The following is a 16,930-nucleotide window of genomic DNA, read 5'->3' on the forward strand; positions in this document are numbered from 1 at the left end:
CTTCGTTCAGAGCCAGCCGGTCGGGTCGATCCCGTACAGCTCCTGAACCACGGCCGGCACCTCGGGACCATCCGCAACGATACCGGGCTTGGTCAGCAGCTCCCGCTTCACGAACGGGAAGCCGTGCTCGAGCAGCCCCCGCCACCCCGAGATCGTGGGGTTCTGGCTGTAGTGCACGACCAGTTCGTAGTCGAACCAGGCGCCCGTCACGAAGCCTTCGCCGTAGAGCAGGCGGCTGAGCCCCAGCTCGTACTTGTCGATGATGTCGAACTTCGTCGACTGCTCGGGCAGGTTCTGCCAGAAGTAACGCAGTGCGGGGTCGTCGAGCACGCCCCCCTTGAACCCGAGCAGGAAGCTCTGCAGGTGCGGCATGTACTGCGCCGTCCACGTTCCACCCCAGACGTCGAAGTACGAGCCCTCGAAGTCGTCGACCATCGGCTTCAGGCTCGCGAACGGCCCCACCAGCGAGTCGTTGGTGATGATGACATAGGGCTTGCGGCGGATCTCGGGGAACAACGCGAGCCCGGTGGCCCAGGAGCCGAAGTCGTAGCCCACGTTCGGTTTACGGATGACGATCGCATCGTTCGCGGGCCCGCGCGACCAGTCGAGCGGCGCGGTGTCGTCGGATGCCCGGACCACCACCACCGCGTATCCCTGCTCTTCGAGGCGCGCCACCATCCAGGACAGCGAGAGCGACACCTCGGCGGTGGGACCGTAGCTCGCCACGACCGCCACCCGGTCGGTTGCCGGGAGCGTGCGGCGCGGGCTCTCGATCCGCGCCACGGGCAGAACGCGCTCCAGGATGCTGGGGGCGCTCGCCATCAGGTCCAGCCGTTGTTCAGCGCCTTGCGGCGCCGCATGCGGAGGGGTCGTGTGATCGACCACGAGGTCGAGGTGCGCAGCGCCCGCAGCTGCTGGCTGTAGCGCTCGCACTGGTTGCGGCTCGCGATCAGGCGCTTGCGGTACTCCTCCACGTCGGCGTCGCGGCGGGCGAGCTGGGCGCGCAACGCGGCCACCTCGAGGCGCAGTTCGCGCAACTCGCTCTCAGGATCGGTGTTCATGGCTGCTACCGCTTTCGACAAAGGAAACGTGTCAATGGTAGTCAGCTTCCTCATCCGCCGCCTGCGAGGAACCCGAGTGCGGCTCAGCTCACGTCGACGGTGATCTGTGCGGAGCCGCTGTGCCCCTCGTCGGCGAAGTCGAGCTCCACCGTCCAGGTACCGGTGGCCCCCGCGGGAATCGCGAGGGTGAGGCCGGAGCAGTAGGTGACCGCGGCGTCGGCCATGCCGGCGGCCTGGGCCGACACCGACTGGCCGTCGAGCGTGGCGGTGGCCGTGCAGGTGCCGGTGGCGCTGACGAGGTCGGTCACCATGCCCGCCACGGCGATGGACGCGGTCGACGGATCGTAGGCGGCGTTCAGGATCTGCACCGAGACGGGCTTCACCGCCGGCGTAGTGGGAGTGGGCGTCGGCGTCGGGCTGGGCGGCACGACCCCGGTGTTCGTGGGGGTGGGCGTGACGCTCGGCGACGGGGTGGTGGTGGGCCGGGACGTGCTGGCCGTCGGCGTGGGGGTGCCGGAGCCGCCGATGCAGCCCGACACGCCGAGCAGGGCGGCGACCGCCACGGCAGAGCTCACGGACACGCGGAAGAAGGTCGATCCTGCCATGTCTCCGATCCTAAGGACGATGCTCCCGGATGCCCGCTGACCCACCGGCGATAGGCTGATCGGGTGAACAATCCCGCGCCCCACGCCCAGTCCGGGGTCGTCTCCGTGGTGATCGTCAACTTCCGCGGCGCCGACGACACCATCGAGTGCGTGCTTCAGCTCGGCCAGGTGGACTGGCCTGCCGCCGACCTCGACATCGTCGTGGTGGAGAACGGTTCGGGCGACGACAGCCTCGGCCGGCTCACCGACGCGTTCCGCGGAGACGACCGGGTGCGGGTGGTGGAGTCGGCCGAGAACCTGGGGTTCGCGGGCGGCAGCAACCTGGGCGCCCGGCACGCCCGCGGCGAGTTCGTGGCATTCCTCAACAGCGACGCGAAGCCGCATCCGGACTGGATCCGTGCCGCCGTCGCCGAGTTCGACACCAGCCCGGCCATCGCGGCCGTCGGCAGCAAGGTGCTCGACTGGGAGGGGAAGGTGGTCGACTTCGTCGGCGGCAGCCTCAGCTGGTTCGGCATGGGCTACAAAGACCACGAGAACGAGCCCGACGACGAGCGCTTCGCCGCACCGCGCGACATCCTCTACGGCACCGGATCGGCGCTGTTCGTGCGCGCCACGGTCTTCGCCGAGGTCGGCGGTTTCGACGAGCGCTACTTCATGTTCTACGAGGACGTCGATCTCGGCTGGCGCCTCAACCTGCTCGGGTACCGGGTGCGGTTCGCGCCGGCATCCGTCGTCTACCACCGTCACCACGCCTCGATGCGGAGTTTCGGGCCCTACCGCGAGAGCTACCTCCTCGAGCGCAACGCGCTCGCCACCCTCTACAAGAACCTCTCTCCCGAGAACCTCGCCCGGTTCCTGCCGGGGGCGATGGCCCTGCTCGCCCGTCGCGCCGTCGCCAAGAGCGATCTCGATTCGCAGCTGTTCGACATCCGGCGGTTCGACCGCACCGCGGAGGGCGAGTTCGACGAGACCACCCCGGTGCCCAAGGAGTCGCTCGCCGGCCTGTTCGCGCTCGACCAGTTCGTGGAGGAGCTCGAATCACTGAGCGTCTCGCGCGACGACATCCAGGCCCGCCGCCGCCGCACCGACGCCGAGCTGTTCCGCCTCTTCGGCAACATGATCCACCCGCTGCTCGGCGGCTCGTCCTATCTCGCCGGGTTCCGCGCGGTGGTGGATGCGTTCGAGATCGAGTCCGCGACCGACCGCCGGCACATCCTGGTGATCACCGGCGACTCGCTCGGCGAGAAGATGGCGGGACCTGGCCTGCGCGCCTGGAAGATCAGCGAGGCGCTGAGCGCCGAGCACGACGTGCGCCTGGTCACCTGGAACGCCGCCAACCGGCAGTCGGACCGCTTCGAGGTCGAACACGTGCAGCTGCAGAACGAGCGGCAGATGCGCGTGCACGAGGAGTGGGCCGACGTCATCTTCTTCCAGGGCTACGCCCTGCACCACTTCACGACGCTGCAGAAGTCGCAGAAGATCGTGGTGGCCGACATCTACGACCCGATGCACCTCGAGCAGCTCGAGCAGGGCCGCGAGTTCGGCACCGAGCGCTGGACGAACATCGTGCGCTCCGCCACCGAGGTGCTGAACCAGCAGCTCGCCCGCGCCGACTTCTTTCTCTGCGCCTCGGAGCGGCAGCGGTTGTTCTGGCTCGGGCAGCTGGCCGCGCTCGGCCGCATCAACCCGGCCAACTACGCCGCCGACGACTCGCTCGACGAGCTCATCTCGATCGCTCCGTTCGGTCTCGACTCCACTCCCCCTCGGCACACCCGCGATGCCATCCGGGGGGTCGTGCCGGGTATCGGCAAGACCGACAAGGTCATCATCTGGGGCGGTGGCATCTACAACTGGTTCGACACCCTCACCCTCGTGCGATCCGTCGGGCAGCTGGCCGAGCGCCGCAAGAACGTGCGGCTCTTCTTCATGGGCACCGCGCATCCGAACCCGGATGTGCCGGAGATGGCGGTGGTGCAGAAGACCCGGCAGCTCGCGGCGGAGCTCGGGCTCACCGGCAAGAACGTGTTCTTCAACGACTCCTGGGTCGACCTCGACGACCGGCAGAACTACCTGCTCGAGGCCGATCTCGGCGTCAGCACCCACTTCGACCACATCGAAACCACGTTCTCGTTCCGCACCCGCATCCTCGACTACCTCTGGGCCGGCCTGCCGATCGTGACCACCGAGGGTGACAGCTTCGGCGACCTGGTCGAGAAGGAGGGTCTCGGCGTCGCGGTGCGCGAACGCGATGTCGACGCCCTCGCCGATGCACTCGAGCGGATGCTCTACTCGGCACCCGAGCGGAAGGCGGCCGTGCAGGCGGTCGCCCGGGTGCGGGAGCAGTTCACCTGGGAGGAGACGCTCCGCCCGCTGGTGGAGTTCTGCCGCGACCCGCATCCGGCCGCCGACCGGGTGCTCGGCTCGCTCTCGGCGCCGATCGACGTCACGGGGGCCGGTCGGCGAAGCCGGCCGGTGACGGCGGAGGAGAAGTTCCAAGCCATCTCCACCCGGCGCCACGGCTGGCGGCGGGACCTTGCGCTCGCCCGGCACTACCTCACCCACGGCGGCCTGACCTCGATGGCGGGCAAAGTGCGTTCGCGCCTGCAGCACAATCGCGCCGCGAAGGGTTGACCGGGCTGTACTGCACGCAGCGCGAGCCTGGGAGCCGCCTCCACGACGGTCATGTATCCTCTATCCCGGCAGCGCCACCCTGCTGCCGCGAACCTGGTCTTGGAGGCCTCACGATTGGCTGACGTACTGGAATCCCCCGCCGACCGATCGGCACGGCTCCTCTCGGAACCGTGGCAGACGGCAGGCGGCGCGACCTCCGGGGTAACCGGCACCGTCGCATCCGTTCGCGAGATCTGGGCGCAGCGCCGGCTGCTCGGCCTGCTCACCGCGCGTGAACTGAAGTCGCGCTACAAGGACAGCGCCGGCGGCTTCCTCTGGAGCCTCGCGAAGCCTCTCACCCAGCTCTTCATCTACTACCTGGTGATCGGGCAGTTCCTCGGCGCGGCCCGCAACATCGAGAACTTCGCGGTGTACATCTTCGCCGGCCTCACCATCTACACGCTGTTCAGCGAGATCGTGGGCGCCGGCACCGGATCGATCATCGCCAACGCGGGCCTGGTGAAGAAGGTGTACCTGCCGCGGGAGATCTTCCCGCTCGCCGCGGTGGGCTCCGCGCTGTTCAACTTCGCCGTGCAACTGGTCATCCTGATCGTGGCGGCCATCGTGATCGGCACCCTGACCCTCAGCGTCAACCTGTTCTTCGGGCTCGGTGCGCTCGTCCTCATCCTCATCTGGGGCCTTGCGATCGCGCTGCTGCTGGCGGCCCTGAACGTGTACCTGCGCGACATCCAGTACCTGGTCGAGGTGGTGCTGCTGCTGCTCATGTGGGCGTCGCCCATTCTCTACTCCTGGCAGCAGGCGGCACAGATCTTGCCGCAGTGGCTCCTCGAGGTCTACGTCAACAGTCCGATCACGCTGGCGGTGCTGGGCTTCCAGGAGGCCTTCTGGTCCGAGGCCTCGAACGGCGTGCCGCTGCCGCATCTCGCACTGCGGATGCTCATCGCGGGCGCCATCGGAGTGCTCGCTCTGTTCGGTGCCCAGCGGGTGTTCAGCCGCCTGCAGGGCGACTTCGCGCAGGAGCTGTGATGGCGACGACCGCACAAGTGCCCGTCGTCGAGGTGAACGACGTCTCGAAGCGCTTCATCATCCGCAAGGAGAAGAGCCTCAAGGAGCGCCTGGTGAACGCCGGCCGCTCGAAGCAGTTCAAAGAGGACTTCTGGGCCCTGAAGAACGTCTCCCTCGAGATCGAGTCCGGCTCGACGATCGGCCTGATCGGGCCGAACGGCTCCGGCAAGTCCACGTTGCTCAAGACCATCGGCGGCATCATCCAGCCCACGTCGGGCACGGTGCGCCGGCGTGGTCGTCTGGCCGCGCTGCTCGAGCTCGGAGCGGGCTTCCACCAAGACCTCACCGGGCGCGAGAACGTGTACCTCAACGCGTCGATCCTCGGCCTGTCGCGCAAGCAGACCGACCTCTACTTCGACGACATCGTGGAGTTCTCGGGCATCCGCGACTTCATCGACACCCAGGTGAAGTTCTACTCATCGGGCATGTACGTGCGGCTCGCGTTCGCCGTGGCCGTGCACGTCGACCCCGATCTGCTGCTCGTCGACGAGGTGCTGGCCGTGGGCGACGAGGCGTTCCAGCGCAAGTGCCTCGACAAGATCCGCTCGTTCCAGCGTGAAGGCCGCACGATCGTGCTGGTCACCCACTCGCTCGGTCAGATCACCGAGTTCTGCGACCGTGCGGTGCTGCTGAACCGCGGCGAGGTGCTCTTCGACGGCGTGCCGCACGAAGCGGTGCGCGACTTCCGCGAGGTGCTCGAGGGGCGTCGGCAGGAGGAGGCGGAGGCGCACAACGCCACGCACGAGGAGCAGATTCCCGTCAACAACGGGCGCATCCTCGCCACCACCGTGCAGCCCGTGGGCGGTGCCGTGGGCGACCCGATCCAGCCGGGCGACGACATCCAGGTGCAGGTCACCTTCGATCATCCGACGGGCATCGACGACTGGATCGCCGCCATCCAGATCGACAACGTGCAGGGCGTTCCCGTCTACGGCACGTCGTCGCTCCGTGTCGGGCTGCACCTACCCACACTGCGTTCGCCGCAGACGGTGGAGTTCATCATCCGCGATGCGCCGTTCGGCACCGGCAAGTACTTCATCAACTCGACGTTGATGAGCAATGAGAAGGTGCACCTGGCCGACGTTCCGCAGGCCGTCTCGTTCGACGTGCCGTACTACGACCTGGCGGTCGGCATCGTGCACGCGGCGCCGGAGATCCGAGCTTTCGGCGCCTGATGACGCGGGTCGCTGCGATCGTCGTGAACTGGCGGCAGCCCGATCTCACCTCTGCGGCCGTCGCGTCGCTCGAGGCACAGACCGGCCTCAACGAGCACGCTCTTGAGCTCACGATCGTGATCGTCGACAACGGCTCGGGAGACGGTTCGCTCGAGACGCTGCGGCAGCGTCATCCGCAGCACCTCGTGGTGGACGCGGGTCGTAACGGCGGATTCGGTGCCGGGGTGAACGCCGGAATCCGGGCCTGCCCGGCTGACGTCTACGTGCTCCTGAACAACGATGCAGAGGCGACGCCGGGCTTCGTGGCGGCACTCGTCACTCCCCTGCTCACGGATGCGACGGTCTCGGCGACCACAGCGCGGCTGGTGCTGGCGGGGCGCTGGACGGCGGCCGACGACACCGCTCCTGCGACGGACAGCAGTGTGCTCGTCGCGTTCGACGGCACACGGTGGCGTCGGGTGGATGACGGAGACGAGGCCGGAGTCGAGCTGCTGAACAGCACCGGCAACGAGGTGACGCGCTCCGGCAACGGGCGCGATCGCGATTGGTTGCGCCCGGTCGTCCCCGACGGCGACGAGCGTGCGGCGGGCGAGGTGTTCGGCTTCGGCGGTGGCGGGGCAGCCCTGCGTGCCAGTGCGCTGGAGGACGTGGGCTTGTTCGACGAGAGCCTGTTCATGTACTACGAGGACACCGAGCTCTCGTGGCGGCTCCGTCGTGCGGGTGGCAGCGTCCGCTACGCTCCGAGCGCGACTGCTCATCATCGGCATGCCGCATCGTCGGGCACGGGCAGTGCGCTCTTCCGCTCGATGAACGAGCGCAATCGGATGCTCGTCGCCCTCCGGCACGCTCCCGCCGACGTGGCAGCGCGGGCCGTCGTACGCACGGCCGCGGGAACAGCCCGGGCGGTGCTGGCCGCGGTGCGCTCTCCTGGATCGTCAACGGGCGAGGAGGCCCGGCGGCGTCTCGGCTCTTTCGCCGCTGCTCTCCGGCTCGCACCCGCGAACCTGGCTGAACGGCGCCGCATCGAGCGGGCGGCGCGTCGTTCTCGTCATGCGATCGCATCGATGCTCGTCGACGACTGATCGCGCCCGCCTGATCACCCCCTAGCCCGTACGTGCACCGGCGGGGGGGTGGGGTTCCGATTGTTGACTGGCTGCCGCGCGCTTCGCGCTTGCCCTCGATGTGTCGTGGTTGCGTTACCGATCGCGCGCTGGATTAGGCGGCTGGCTGGTTGATGGTGCGTCGTCGGGTGGTCGGGATGGGGGTTTGGGTGATGTCGATCCACCTGGGTGGTATGAGGTGGGGGACGCCTTTGTGCATGACCAGCTTCCACGCCGCACGGTGGAGGTGGGAGTGGTGGAAGTGACACAGCAGGACGCCGTTGTCGATGTCGGTTCGGCCCGGCGGGTGATCGTCGTTCTCCCATGCGTCGACGTGGTGGGTTTCGCAGAACGAGGGTGGCCGGTCGCAGGTGGGGGCGATGCAGCCGCCGTCGCGGGCTGCGAGGGCCCGGTTCTGCGCCGGGGTGAAGAACCTTTTCATCTTCCCCTGGTGAAGGACTTCGCCCCGGTCACCGAACACCGTCACCGCCGTAGGGGACGAGCAGCGCATCTGCGCGACCGTCGACGCCGGGATCGGGGCGTCGATCCCGTCGATCCACCCCACACCCCGGCCGGCTTCGAGGTCGTCGAGAGTGATATGCACGTTCAGGGTGGTGGTGGCGCCGTTCAGGCGGGGCATGTCCGGTGCTCCGGCGGCGCGCGCGATCAACTCGGTGACGGTGTCGGCGTTCTTCTGCGCCTGACTCCGCATGTCGGTCATGATCATGTCGGCGATGGCTTCCTCGTCGGTGAGGAACCGGGGCCCGGTGACGCGGGGGCTTTGCATCGCCTGGATGCTCGCCAACCAGATTCCGCCCTGTTCCGGGGTCAAAGCGAACTTGCCCCGGATCATCCCATCCGGAGCTTGCGCGATCGTGAGGGACCGTTGGGCTTGCAGCACCTCGTCGCGGGGTTCGGCGCCGTCGGGGTCGATCACCTCGCGGAGGTGGATGGCCAGCTTGTGGGTCTCGTCGGTGGTGAGGTGTAACGCGACCGTCTCGTCGACGAGGGTCTGCTCAGCGCCGGCCACAACGTCAGGGGCGCATCCCCGAGTGGCCAGCGCACCGCACTCCTTCACGATCACCGCCGCCGCCTCTACACTCACCGTGCCGTCATCCAGGGCTGCTCCGACGGTGGGGAAGGGTGCGGGGCCTTCCCCGCCGCCGAGGAGCATCACTCCCCGCAGGCGCTGCCCGAGCTCCAGCCGCGCCTTACACTCCCGCGCCGACGCCCCGGTCACGTTCGCGACGAGTTTCACCGGGCTGGTGAAGTTCAACGACCGGCTGAGCCCCTCATCCCCGAGCTCACTCCGCGACCGCACCGCCACCTCACCCGCAACCCGAACCTGGGCCCCCGACACCACCCGCCCGACGGCCTCGAACGCGGCCATCAGCTCCAGCAGCTCCTCGTCAGAGACCCCACCCAGCCCTACCCCGACCGCGCCCGCGACATCACGGAGATCGGTCGCGATCTCACGGAGTCGAGCAGCTGAAGTCATACTGATATTCTATCATCAATCAATGACGAACGCTCAAACAATCGAACATCCATTCACCCACCCAGCCACGTCCATCGAGGGCAAGCGCGAAGCGCGCGGCAGCCCCCGCTCCGCGTCCAGAAACCCAGACACCCAGACGCTCAGACACACAGACACCCTCGCTATGCTTGACCCTGCCTTTCCGCCGCCCCCAGCGCAGCCGATACGCACCCCCGCCCCGACCTCAAGGATCACTCAGTGAGCCATCAGATCCCCGTCCTCCTCGACGCGACTTCACTGCCGCCGTCCTGGGGCGGGGTAGCACGATACATCGAGGGGCTACTCACAGGTCTCGACGAGCTCGGCGTGGCCGTCCACGTCGTCGCGAAGCCCGCAGACGTCGACCGTCTGCGCAGCGCCGCACCGGGCCACCGCTACCACTCCGCCCCCGCCTCGGTCGCAAGGCGCCCCGTGCGCTTCGCCTGGGAGCAATCCGGTCTTCCGCGCCTGGCCCGCCGCCTCGGCGTCACCGCCATCCACTCGCCGCACTACACCTTCCCACTGACCACGTCACGTGCCCGAGTGGTGACCCTCCACGACGCCACCTTCTTCACCGATCCGGCGGTGCACTCACGACTGAAGCGCACCTTCTTCTCGACATGGATCCGTCGTGCCGCCCGCTCCGCCGCCGCGCTCGTCACTCCCAGCCGCGCCACCGCCGACGCCGTACGCAGCGCCGTTGCCGTGCGGCCACCGATCGCCGTGGCCTATCTGGGCGTCGACCCGGCCGTCTTCACCCGCCCCAGCCAGGAGTCGGTCGATCACTTCGCCGCCACGCACGATCTCGACGCGTCCACCGGCTGGATCGCCTTCCTCGGCACCATCGAGCCCCGAAAGAACGTGCCCGCCCTGCTGCGGGCCCATGCGACGCTGCGGGCGGATCGCGAGTCTCGCGGCCTCGACACCCCCGCACTGGTGCTCTCGGGGGCACGCGGCTGGGACGACGAGGCGGCACGGATGCTCGACCGGGCAGCCGCGAGCGACGGTGTCGCCGAAGCCGGCTACCTCCCGCTCGACGAACTCGCCGCGTTCTTGGGCGGATCCGTGCTCGTGGCCTACCCCTCACTCGGCGAGGGCTTCGGATTGCCCGTGCTCGAAGCCATGTCCTGCGGCGCGACGGTGCTCACCACCCGGCGCCTGTCGATCCCGGAGGTCGGCGGCGACGCGGTGGCCTACGCCGAGCCCGACCCGGCGTCCCTCGCGGCGGCGATCGACGGCCTGCTCGACGACCCCGAACGCCGGCGGATGCTCGGTGCAGCCGCCCTCGACCGCGCGGCAGGCTTCTCCTGGGCCGCCTGCGCCCGCGAACACCTCCTCGCCTACGCAGAGGCCGGGGTCCGGCTGCCGACGGAGCTCGCAGGCCCGGCCACGGCGAATCCCGGGACCACGTCGTGACCGCTCCGCGCCCGCGGGTCGCCGTCGTCACCGTGAGCTACGACTCGCTCGCCGTGCTCGGCCCCTTCCTCGACTCCGTGCCGGCTGCGGCGGCGCGCACCGACGCATCCGTTCACCTGGCTGACAACAAGCCGGACTCCCCGCAGCGACCCGCGATCGAGTCCCTGGTCGCAGCGGCAGGCGGCCACTACCTGCCCATGACGTCGAACCTCGGCTACGGTCACGCGGTGAACGAGGCTGTGGCGACCGTGCCCGCCGACGTGGAGTTCTTGCTGGTCACCAACCCCGACGTGGTGCTCTCCCCCGGCTCGATCGACATCCTCACCGACACGCTGATCGAACTCTCCGATGCCGCCGTGGTGGGCCCGAAGATCCTGGAGCTCGACGGCAGCGCCTACCCCTCGGCCCGGTCGGTGCCATCCATCCGCAACGGCGTCGGGCATGCGCTGTTCGCCAACATCTGGCCCACCAATCCGTGGACCAGGTCGTACCGCCTCGAGGTCGGCGAGCATCCGGTGCGACGCGACGCGGGATGGCTCTCCGGCTCGTGCTTCCTCATGCGGCGCAGCGTGTTCGACCAGCTCGGCGGCTTCGACACCGGGTACTTCATGTACTTCGAGGACGTCGACCTGGGTTACCGAGTCGGCAAGGCCGGCTGGCGCAACGTGTACGAGCCGGCCGCCGAGGTATTGCACACGGGCGCGCACTCCACCACGGGCGAGTCGGTGCGGATGCTCGAGGCCCACCACGCGAGTGCGAAACGGTTCCTGGCGAAGAAGTACGCCGGGCCGCTCCTCTGGCCCGTGCGCGCCCTGCTCTCGCTCGGGCTGACCCTGCGGTCGGCTCTCGTCGCCCGACGGGGCGGCGGACGCAGCGGCTAAGGTATTGGGAGCACGAATCGACCGACCGAGAACGAACAGGGAGACCCGCCCGGTGAAACTCGCTCTGACCCTGATGGTTCGCGACGAGGCGGACATCATCGGGCCGATGCTCGACCACCACTTCGCACAGGGGGTGGATGTCGTCATCGTGACCGACAACGGGTCGACCGACGGCACGGCCGAGATCCTGCAGGGCTACGCCGATCGCGGTCTGATCGACCTCCGCCACGACCCGCTGCATCGCAAGCAGCAGAGCCCGGTCGTGACGGCGATGGCGCGTGATGCCGCGACGGTGCACGGCGCCGATTGGGTGATCAACGCCGACGCCGACGAGTTCTTCCTGCCGGTCGATCGGTCGCGCACGCTGCGTGAGGTGTTCGAGCTGCTCGACCCGGGCATCCGATCCTTCCTCGTGCCGGTCACCAACCTCACCGGTGCGCCCGCGGCCGCCGGCTCGGGCATCCAGCGACTCGTCTACCGCGACCAGCGACCCGAGGAGCTGCTGCTCGCGACCGGCCTGCACGCGCATCCGACCGCCGACGCCGTGCACGTGGGCGACCCCGAGGTGGAGGTCATTCAGGGCAACCACTTCGTGAGCATCGCGTCGAACGGGCTGCCGCCGGAGGAATTGGCCATCGAGGTGCTGCACCTGCCGTGGCGCTCCTGGGCCCAGTACTCGCACAAGGTCGAGGTGTCCGGCCGCGCCTACGACGACAACCCCGAACTGACGCCGAGCCCCAACCACCACGGCATGCGCGACTACCGCCGGCTGCAGGCCGGGGCCCTGCTCCCGTTCTACCTGCTGCGGCATCCGGATGCGGCGGAACTCGCCGCCGGAATCGCCGCCGGGTATTTCGTCGAAGACCGAGTGCTCGCCGATGCCCTCTCCTCCCCGGTCGCCGATGTTCCGCTCGATGCCGAGGTGCTGGAGTCGTTCGAACGCTTCGCCCCGGCGTTGCGCGACGCGGAGGCCCGGTCGGCCGCCGCGGAGGCCCGCCACCGCGCCGAGCTCCGCACGCAACGCGACGAACTCCGCACGCAGCGCGAGGAGTTCGAGGCCGCTGCCCGGGAACAGGAGGCGACAGCGACCGCAACGCTCCGAGCGGTCGAAGACCAACTGACCCACGCCCGCCAGGAGAACGAACTGACGCAGAAGCACGTGCAGAGCCTCGAGACCGCCGTCGAGGAGTTGAGCGCCCGCCCCGAGGTGCGGGCCGGCAACCGGCTGCGACGACTCGCTCGTCGCGGGCGGCGGTGAGCCGGGTGACCACAGCGTTCTTCCCCGCCGATCGCCCGCTCACCGTGCTCGTCACGGGTGGCGCGGGGTTCATCGGCAGCTCGCTCTGCCGTCAGCTCAGCGCCCGCTCCGCGACGCGCGTGGTGGTGCTCGACGACTTCTCCACCGGCACCCGCGAGAACCTCGACGGAGTCGACGTCACCGTCGTCGAGGGCTCCGTGCTCGACCGCGAGCTGCTCGGCGGGCTGGTGGCCGAGGCCGACGCCGTGGTGCACCTGGCCGCCATCGCGTCGGTGCAGGATTCGCTCGACCGGCCGCGCGAAGTCCACGACGTGAACGTCACCGGCACCGTCAACGTGCTCGAGGCAGCACGCGCCGGCGGGGGCGTGCACACGGTCGTCGCGTCGTCGTCGTCGGTCTACGGCTCCAGCGACGCGCTGCCCAAGCACGAGGGCATGCGCCCGCGCACCGAGAGCCCCTACGGCGCCACGAAGCTGGCCGCCGAGACCTACGCGCTCACCTGGCAGCGCAGCTACGGTCTGCCGGTGCTCGCGTTCCGGTTCTTCAACGTCTTCGGCCCGCGACAGCACGGCGGCACGGCGTATCCGGCGGTGGTCCCCGCCTTCCTGGAACGAGCGGTGGCCGGTCAGCCGGTGATCGTCTACGGCACGGGCGAGCAGTCGCGCGACTTCACCTACGTCGAGTCCGTCGGCGCGATCATCGCCGACGCCGTCGTGCGCGGCGTGACGAGCGATGAGCCGGTCGACCTCGGGTTCGGTGTGCGGGTCAGCCTCCTCGATCTGCTGGCGGTGATGGAGGAGGTGCTCGGGCATCCGCTCGACGTCACCTTCGAGCCGGCGCGCACCGGCGACATCCTGCACTCGCAGGCGGCGGGCGAGCGGCTGGCGCAGCTGTTCCCCGGCATCGAGGACCTACCGCTCCGGGAGGGGCTGCGCTCGACGGTCGATTGGATGCGGAGCCGGTAAGCTTCCGGGGTGTCATTCTCGAGCCGGGCCCGTGGGCTGGCGAAGTCCCTCATCCGCCGACGACTGCTGGCGGGCCGCTTCCGTCCCACCGACACACGCGTCTGGGGCGAGACAGGCGGCGAGCTGCCGGTGCTGATGTGCCTCTGGAACCGGCCCGAGCGACTTGTCGAGATGCTGCGCCAGCTGGATGCCCAGGTCGGCACCCCGGGCATCGCCGTGTACCTCTGGAACAACGCGCGGGTCGAGCACGACTTCTACCGCGAGGTGGTTCGCTCGTTCGAGGCGACCGGCGCGGTGCGCTCGGTGCGACTGGTCAAGACGCCCTACAACCTCGGGTCGATCGCCCGCTTCTACTGGGCCCGGATGCTCGCCACGAAGAACGGGCCGGGGCCGATCGTGGTGGTCGACGACGACGAGGATCTGCAGGACACCTTCGCGGCGACTGCGCTCGAGTACCACCGGCCGCACACCGTGCACGCCTGGTGGGCCTTCACCGTGTCCCCCGACGACTACTTCGACCGCGCACCCGCCGTGGTCGGCGGACCGGTGGATCACGTGGGGCCGGGCGGGATGATCTGCGACTCGGGGATGTTCCTCGAGGACGCGTTCTTCACCGATCTGCCGCAGCGCTACTGGCTGCTCGACGACCTGTGGTTCACCTGGTTCGCGAAGTCGCGCGGCTACACGCTGCAGAAGCTGCCGGTCGAGATCGAGTTCGTGCTCGCCGACACGAACCAGCACTGGTCGCTCGGCGACCTCAAACGCGAGTTCTACCGCGAACTGTACCCGCGCGCGTGAGCGCGAGCCGCCGGGCGGGCGGGGCGGGCCGGGTGGAGTGGGCTTAGGTCACCAGGCGCAGGCGGAGAGCGAGGCGACCGACGCGTTGAGCGAGTTCACGCCGCCGAGCAGCACGACCTTCGTGGCCTTCAGGGTCGCGATGTCGGCGATCACCCCGCGCGGCACACACTCCGTGGGCACGATGTAGAGCGGCGCCTTCGTCTTGCCGGCGAGCGCACCGCCTGCCAGCGCATCCGGGTAGTTGTACCCGGTGGCGAGATAGATCGTGGAACTCGTGGTGTACGCCGCCCGGTTGATGGCGAGCGATGCCGTGAACCGGTCGGCGCCGCTCAGGCGGTTCACCGCGACCCGGCCGCCGTCCGTCAGCGAATCCGCGACACCGGCCGAGACGGAGTTCGGGCCGCCCGCGATCGTGATGGTCGACACCCCGAGGGTGCGGAACAGATCGAGCGTCGGCTGGTCGGCCGTTGCCGCCGGCCCGTTCACGAGCACGATCGGCACCTTCTGCGAGGCGGCCCCCGACCCCACCGACAAGGCGTCGGGGAAATTGGACCCGGTCGCCACGAACGACTTCGCACTCGCCGGCCCGAACGCGTAGGAGCTCACCGCTCGCGACGCCTCATAGCGGTCGGAACCGGAGAGCCGCACCACGTCGGGTACCAGTGCTCGAAGCTGAGCGACGACCGACTCGTTCACCGAGTTCACGCCGCCGACCACCACGATCCGGGCCGGCTTCAGCCGGCTGATCTCGTCCGAGACCGCGGGCAACAGCTGATCGGAGGGCGTCAGCAGCAGCGGACCGCCCTGCTTCACCGCGGCGGGGCCGGCGCTCAGGGCATCCGGGTAGTTGGTTCCCGCTGCGATGTAGACGACGGATGCGGTGCCCGAGTAGCTGCGCCTGGACACCGTCACGGCCACGTCGTACCGGGTGGCGCCGTCCACCCGCTCGACGGCGGGCTTCGGCTGCAACTGGTAGCTGTCGGTGACGGCCGGCGAAAAGGTCACGTCGCCCCACTTCGACGCCACCGAGAAGGTGTGCTTGCCCGTCTGCAGCGCCGTCGGGATGGCGAGCGACCATTGCCCGCCCGCCCCGGGGGTGACCGAGTACTGGGTGTTGTCGATCGTCACGATCACGCGATGGCGGGGACCGGCACCGGGCAACGTGCCACGGATGCTGTCACCCACGAACGACGGCCGCACATACGTCGGCGACGCGAGCGTCACCCCCAGCTCGAACCCCGGCAGCGCGGTCGTCACGCTCGGCGACCCGTTGTTGGTGAGCATCGGGAAGAATCCGCTGATCGCATCCGGTTGGCTCGACCGGTCGCAATTGCCGGTGAAGTCGCCCGCGGTGCCAAGACCGAACGCGGCGGTGCCGATGAGCGCCGATCCGCCGCTGTCACCCGGCAGCATGCACACGTCGGTGAGCGTGAGATTCACGATCTCCGGTTGCCCGGCGCGATTGTAGACCTGCGTGGAGTAATTGACATCGAGGATCTGCCCGCAGGTCCACCCCGTGGTGCGGCCCGACTTGCAGATCGGCGACCCGACCACCCCCGTGGTCATGTCGGTGACCGTGACCGGCGTGCCGTCGGTCAGTCGCCCGGCGCCGCCGCCCCAGGTCGAGACCTGCGGCTGCGTGCCCCACGACGGTGACACCCCGACGGCTGCCGCGTCGGCCCCGCCGCCGAACTTGTACTGGTCGGCGATCGGCGCCCCGATGATGCCGCCGCGCGTCGGCGTGCCGCCCGCGGTCGACTGCTTCGACTCGTAGTAGTAGGTGCCGCTGTCGTGCGACGGCTCGATGCAGTGGCCCGAGGTCACGAACTGCGGCTGGGGGTAGGCCTTGTAGCGCCCCGTGAACCCCACCGAGCACACCCACGTCTCGCCCGCCACGAGGAACTGGAAGCCCTGCCCACCCACGATGTCGGCGAGCGCGTCGAGGTGCCGGCCGGCGAAGTCGGGCAGCTCAGGCGCACCGAGCTCGGCCGTCGCCCCGAGCGATTCGACCACGGCGGCATCGGCGTCGGAGCCGACGTTCACGACGAGCGTCGTGCCGTCGAGCCGCGAACCCAGCACGTCCATGCCGCTGGCCTGCAGGGCGTCGACGACGGCGGATGCGTCGACCGCGGCATCCGCACGCGCCAGGTACTCCTCGGGTGTCTCGCCCAGGTCGCGCTCGACGGCCTGGCTCAGTTCGTCGGGCAGCGCCGCAGCCTCGCCTGCGAACTGCTCGGCCGAGTACGCCGACATGCGCGGCAGCTCCGCGGCCGGGACCTCGATCGGCGGGGTGTCGGTCGTCGGCGTGTCACCCGAATCAGCCGTCGGCTCGTCTCCGGCGCTGGCCGCGAACGCAGGCCCCGAGAGCACGGCGGCTGCAGCGAGCAAGCCGGCGGTGAGAGCCGAGAGGGCACGCGTGCGCCGCCGGGCGCCCCGCCTCGACGTCGAAGACACATGTT

The 16,930-nt window shown here is 69.3% G+C and carries 14 protein-coding genes; 9 read left to right on the forward strand and 5 right to left on the reverse strand.

From position 1 onward, the window contains the following. Nucleotides 1–6: 6 nt before the first annotated feature. The 3 genes from AC3WLB_RS11450 to AC3WLB_RS11460 all read right to left on the reverse strand — a co-directional run bounded on the left by AC3WLB_RS11450 (nt 7) and on the right by AC3WLB_RS11460 (nt 1,666). Nucleotides 7–822 (reverse strand): rhamnan synthesis F family protein, encoded by an 816-nt coding sequence (locus tag AC3WLB_RS11450; protein ID WP_492506035.1) that lies wholly within the window; start codon nt 820–822, stop codon nt 7–9. Next, nucleotides 822–1,061 carry a hypothetical protein gene (locus AC3WLB_RS11455; protein WP_022898341.1) on the reverse strand — a complete coding sequence of 80 codons (240 nt, stop codon included), beginning with the start codon at nt 1,059–1,061 and terminating at the stop codon, nt 822–824. The genes AC3WLB_RS11450 and AC3WLB_RS11455 overlap by 1 nt, the downstream gene beginning before the upstream one ends. A gap of 83 nt (nt 1,062–1,144) precedes the next feature. Continuing rightward, nucleotides 1,145–1,666, reverse strand: coding sequence for a hypothetical protein (locus tag AC3WLB_RS11460; RefSeq protein WP_492506037.1), 522 nt, complete (start codon nt 1,664–1,666; stop codon nt 1,145–1,147). 63 nt (nt 1,667–1,729) lie between these two features. Between AC3WLB_RS11460 and AC3WLB_RS11465 the strand changes: the two genes are divergently transcribed. From AC3WLB_RS11465 to AC3WLB_RS11480, 4 genes are all read left to right on the forward strand, one after another. Next, complete coding sequence (locus tag AC3WLB_RS11465) at nt 1,730–4,297, forward strand: glycosyltransferase (protein WP_492506039.1); 2,568 nt, start codon at nt 1,730–1,732, stop codon at nt 4,295–4,297. Between the two features lie 114 nt (nt 4,298–4,411). Further along, the gene (locus AC3WLB_RS11470) at nt 4,412–5,323 is read left to right on the forward strand and encodes an ABC transporter permease (protein ID WP_492506041.1); all 912 of its coding nucleotides are present in this window, start codon (nt 4,412–4,414) and stop codon (nt 5,321–5,323) included. Further along, on the forward strand, nt 5,323–6,537 hold the full coding sequence (locus AC3WLB_RS11475; RefSeq protein WP_492506043.1) for an ABC transporter ATP-binding protein: 1,215 nt from the start codon (nt 5,323–5,325) through the stop codon (nt 6,535–6,537). Before AC3WLB_RS11470 ends, AC3WLB_RS11475 begins: the two co-directional genes overlap by 1 nt. Further along, nucleotides 6,537–7,619: a glycosyltransferase family 2 protein gene (locus AC3WLB_RS11480; RefSeq protein ID WP_492506046.1), complete on the forward strand. Its 1,083-nt coding sequence runs from the start codon at nt 6,537–6,539 to the stop codon at nt 7,617–7,619. Before AC3WLB_RS11475 ends, AC3WLB_RS11480 begins: the two co-directional genes overlap by 1 nt. 133 nt (nt 7,620–7,752) lie before the next feature. Here AC3WLB_RS11480 and AC3WLB_RS11485 read toward each other — a convergent pair whose 3' ends face one another. Beyond that, nucleotides 7,753–9,135 carry an HNH endonuclease signature motif containing protein gene (locus AC3WLB_RS11485; protein WP_492506048.1) on the reverse strand — a complete coding sequence of 461 codons (1,383 nt, stop codon included), beginning with the start codon at nt 9,133–9,135 and terminating at the stop codon, nt 7,753–7,755. Between the two features lie 237 nt (nt 9,136–9,372). Here AC3WLB_RS11485 and AC3WLB_RS11490 point away from each other — a divergent pair, with 237 nt between their 5' ends. The 5 genes from AC3WLB_RS11490 to AC3WLB_RS11510 are packed head-to-tail and all read left to right on the forward strand — an operon-like array spanning nt 9,373 to nt 14,471. Continuing rightward, nucleotides 9,373–10,569, forward strand: a complete 1,197-nt coding sequence (locus AC3WLB_RS11490; RefSeq protein ID WP_492506050.1) for a glycosyltransferase family 4 protein — start codon at nt 9,373–9,375, stop codon at nt 10,567–10,569. Continuing rightward, nucleotides 10,566–11,450 (forward strand): glycosyltransferase family 2 protein, encoded by an 885-nt coding sequence (locus AC3WLB_RS11495; RefSeq protein ID WP_492506053.1) that lies wholly within the window; start codon nt 10,566–10,568, stop codon nt 11,448–11,450. The genes AC3WLB_RS11490 and AC3WLB_RS11495 overlap by 4 nt, the downstream gene beginning before the upstream one ends. A 52-nt stretch (nt 11,451–11,502) precedes the next feature. Then, nucleotides 11,503–12,708 carry a glycosyltransferase family 2 protein gene (locus AC3WLB_RS11500; RefSeq protein WP_492506055.1) on the forward strand — a complete coding sequence of 402 codons (1,206 nt, stop codon included), beginning with the start codon at nt 11,503–11,505 and terminating at the stop codon, nt 12,706–12,708. Nucleotides 12,709–12,713: 5 nt separating this feature from the next. Beyond that, the gene (locus AC3WLB_RS11505) at nt 12,714–13,673 is read left to right on the forward strand and encodes an NAD-dependent epimerase/dehydratase family protein (RefSeq protein WP_492506057.1); all 960 of its coding nucleotides are present in this window, start codon (nt 12,714–12,716) and stop codon (nt 13,671–13,673) included. 9 nt (nt 13,674–13,682) lie between these two features. Beyond that, complete coding sequence (locus AC3WLB_RS11510; protein ID WP_022898329.1) at nt 13,683–14,471, forward strand: hypothetical protein; 789 nt, start codon at nt 13,683–13,685, stop codon at nt 14,469–14,471. 48 nt (nt 14,472–14,519) lie between these two features. Here AC3WLB_RS11510 and AC3WLB_RS11515 read toward each other — a convergent pair whose 3' ends face one another. Beyond that, on the reverse strand, nt 14,520–16,925 hold the full coding sequence (locus AC3WLB_RS11515; protein ID WP_492506060.1) for a cell wall-binding repeat-containing protein: 2,406 nt from the start codon (nt 16,923–16,925) through the stop codon (nt 14,520–14,522). Between the last annotated feature and the right edge of the window lie 5 nt (nt 16,926–16,930).

This window comes from Herbiconiux sp. FW305-C-125 (assembly GCF_058783455.1).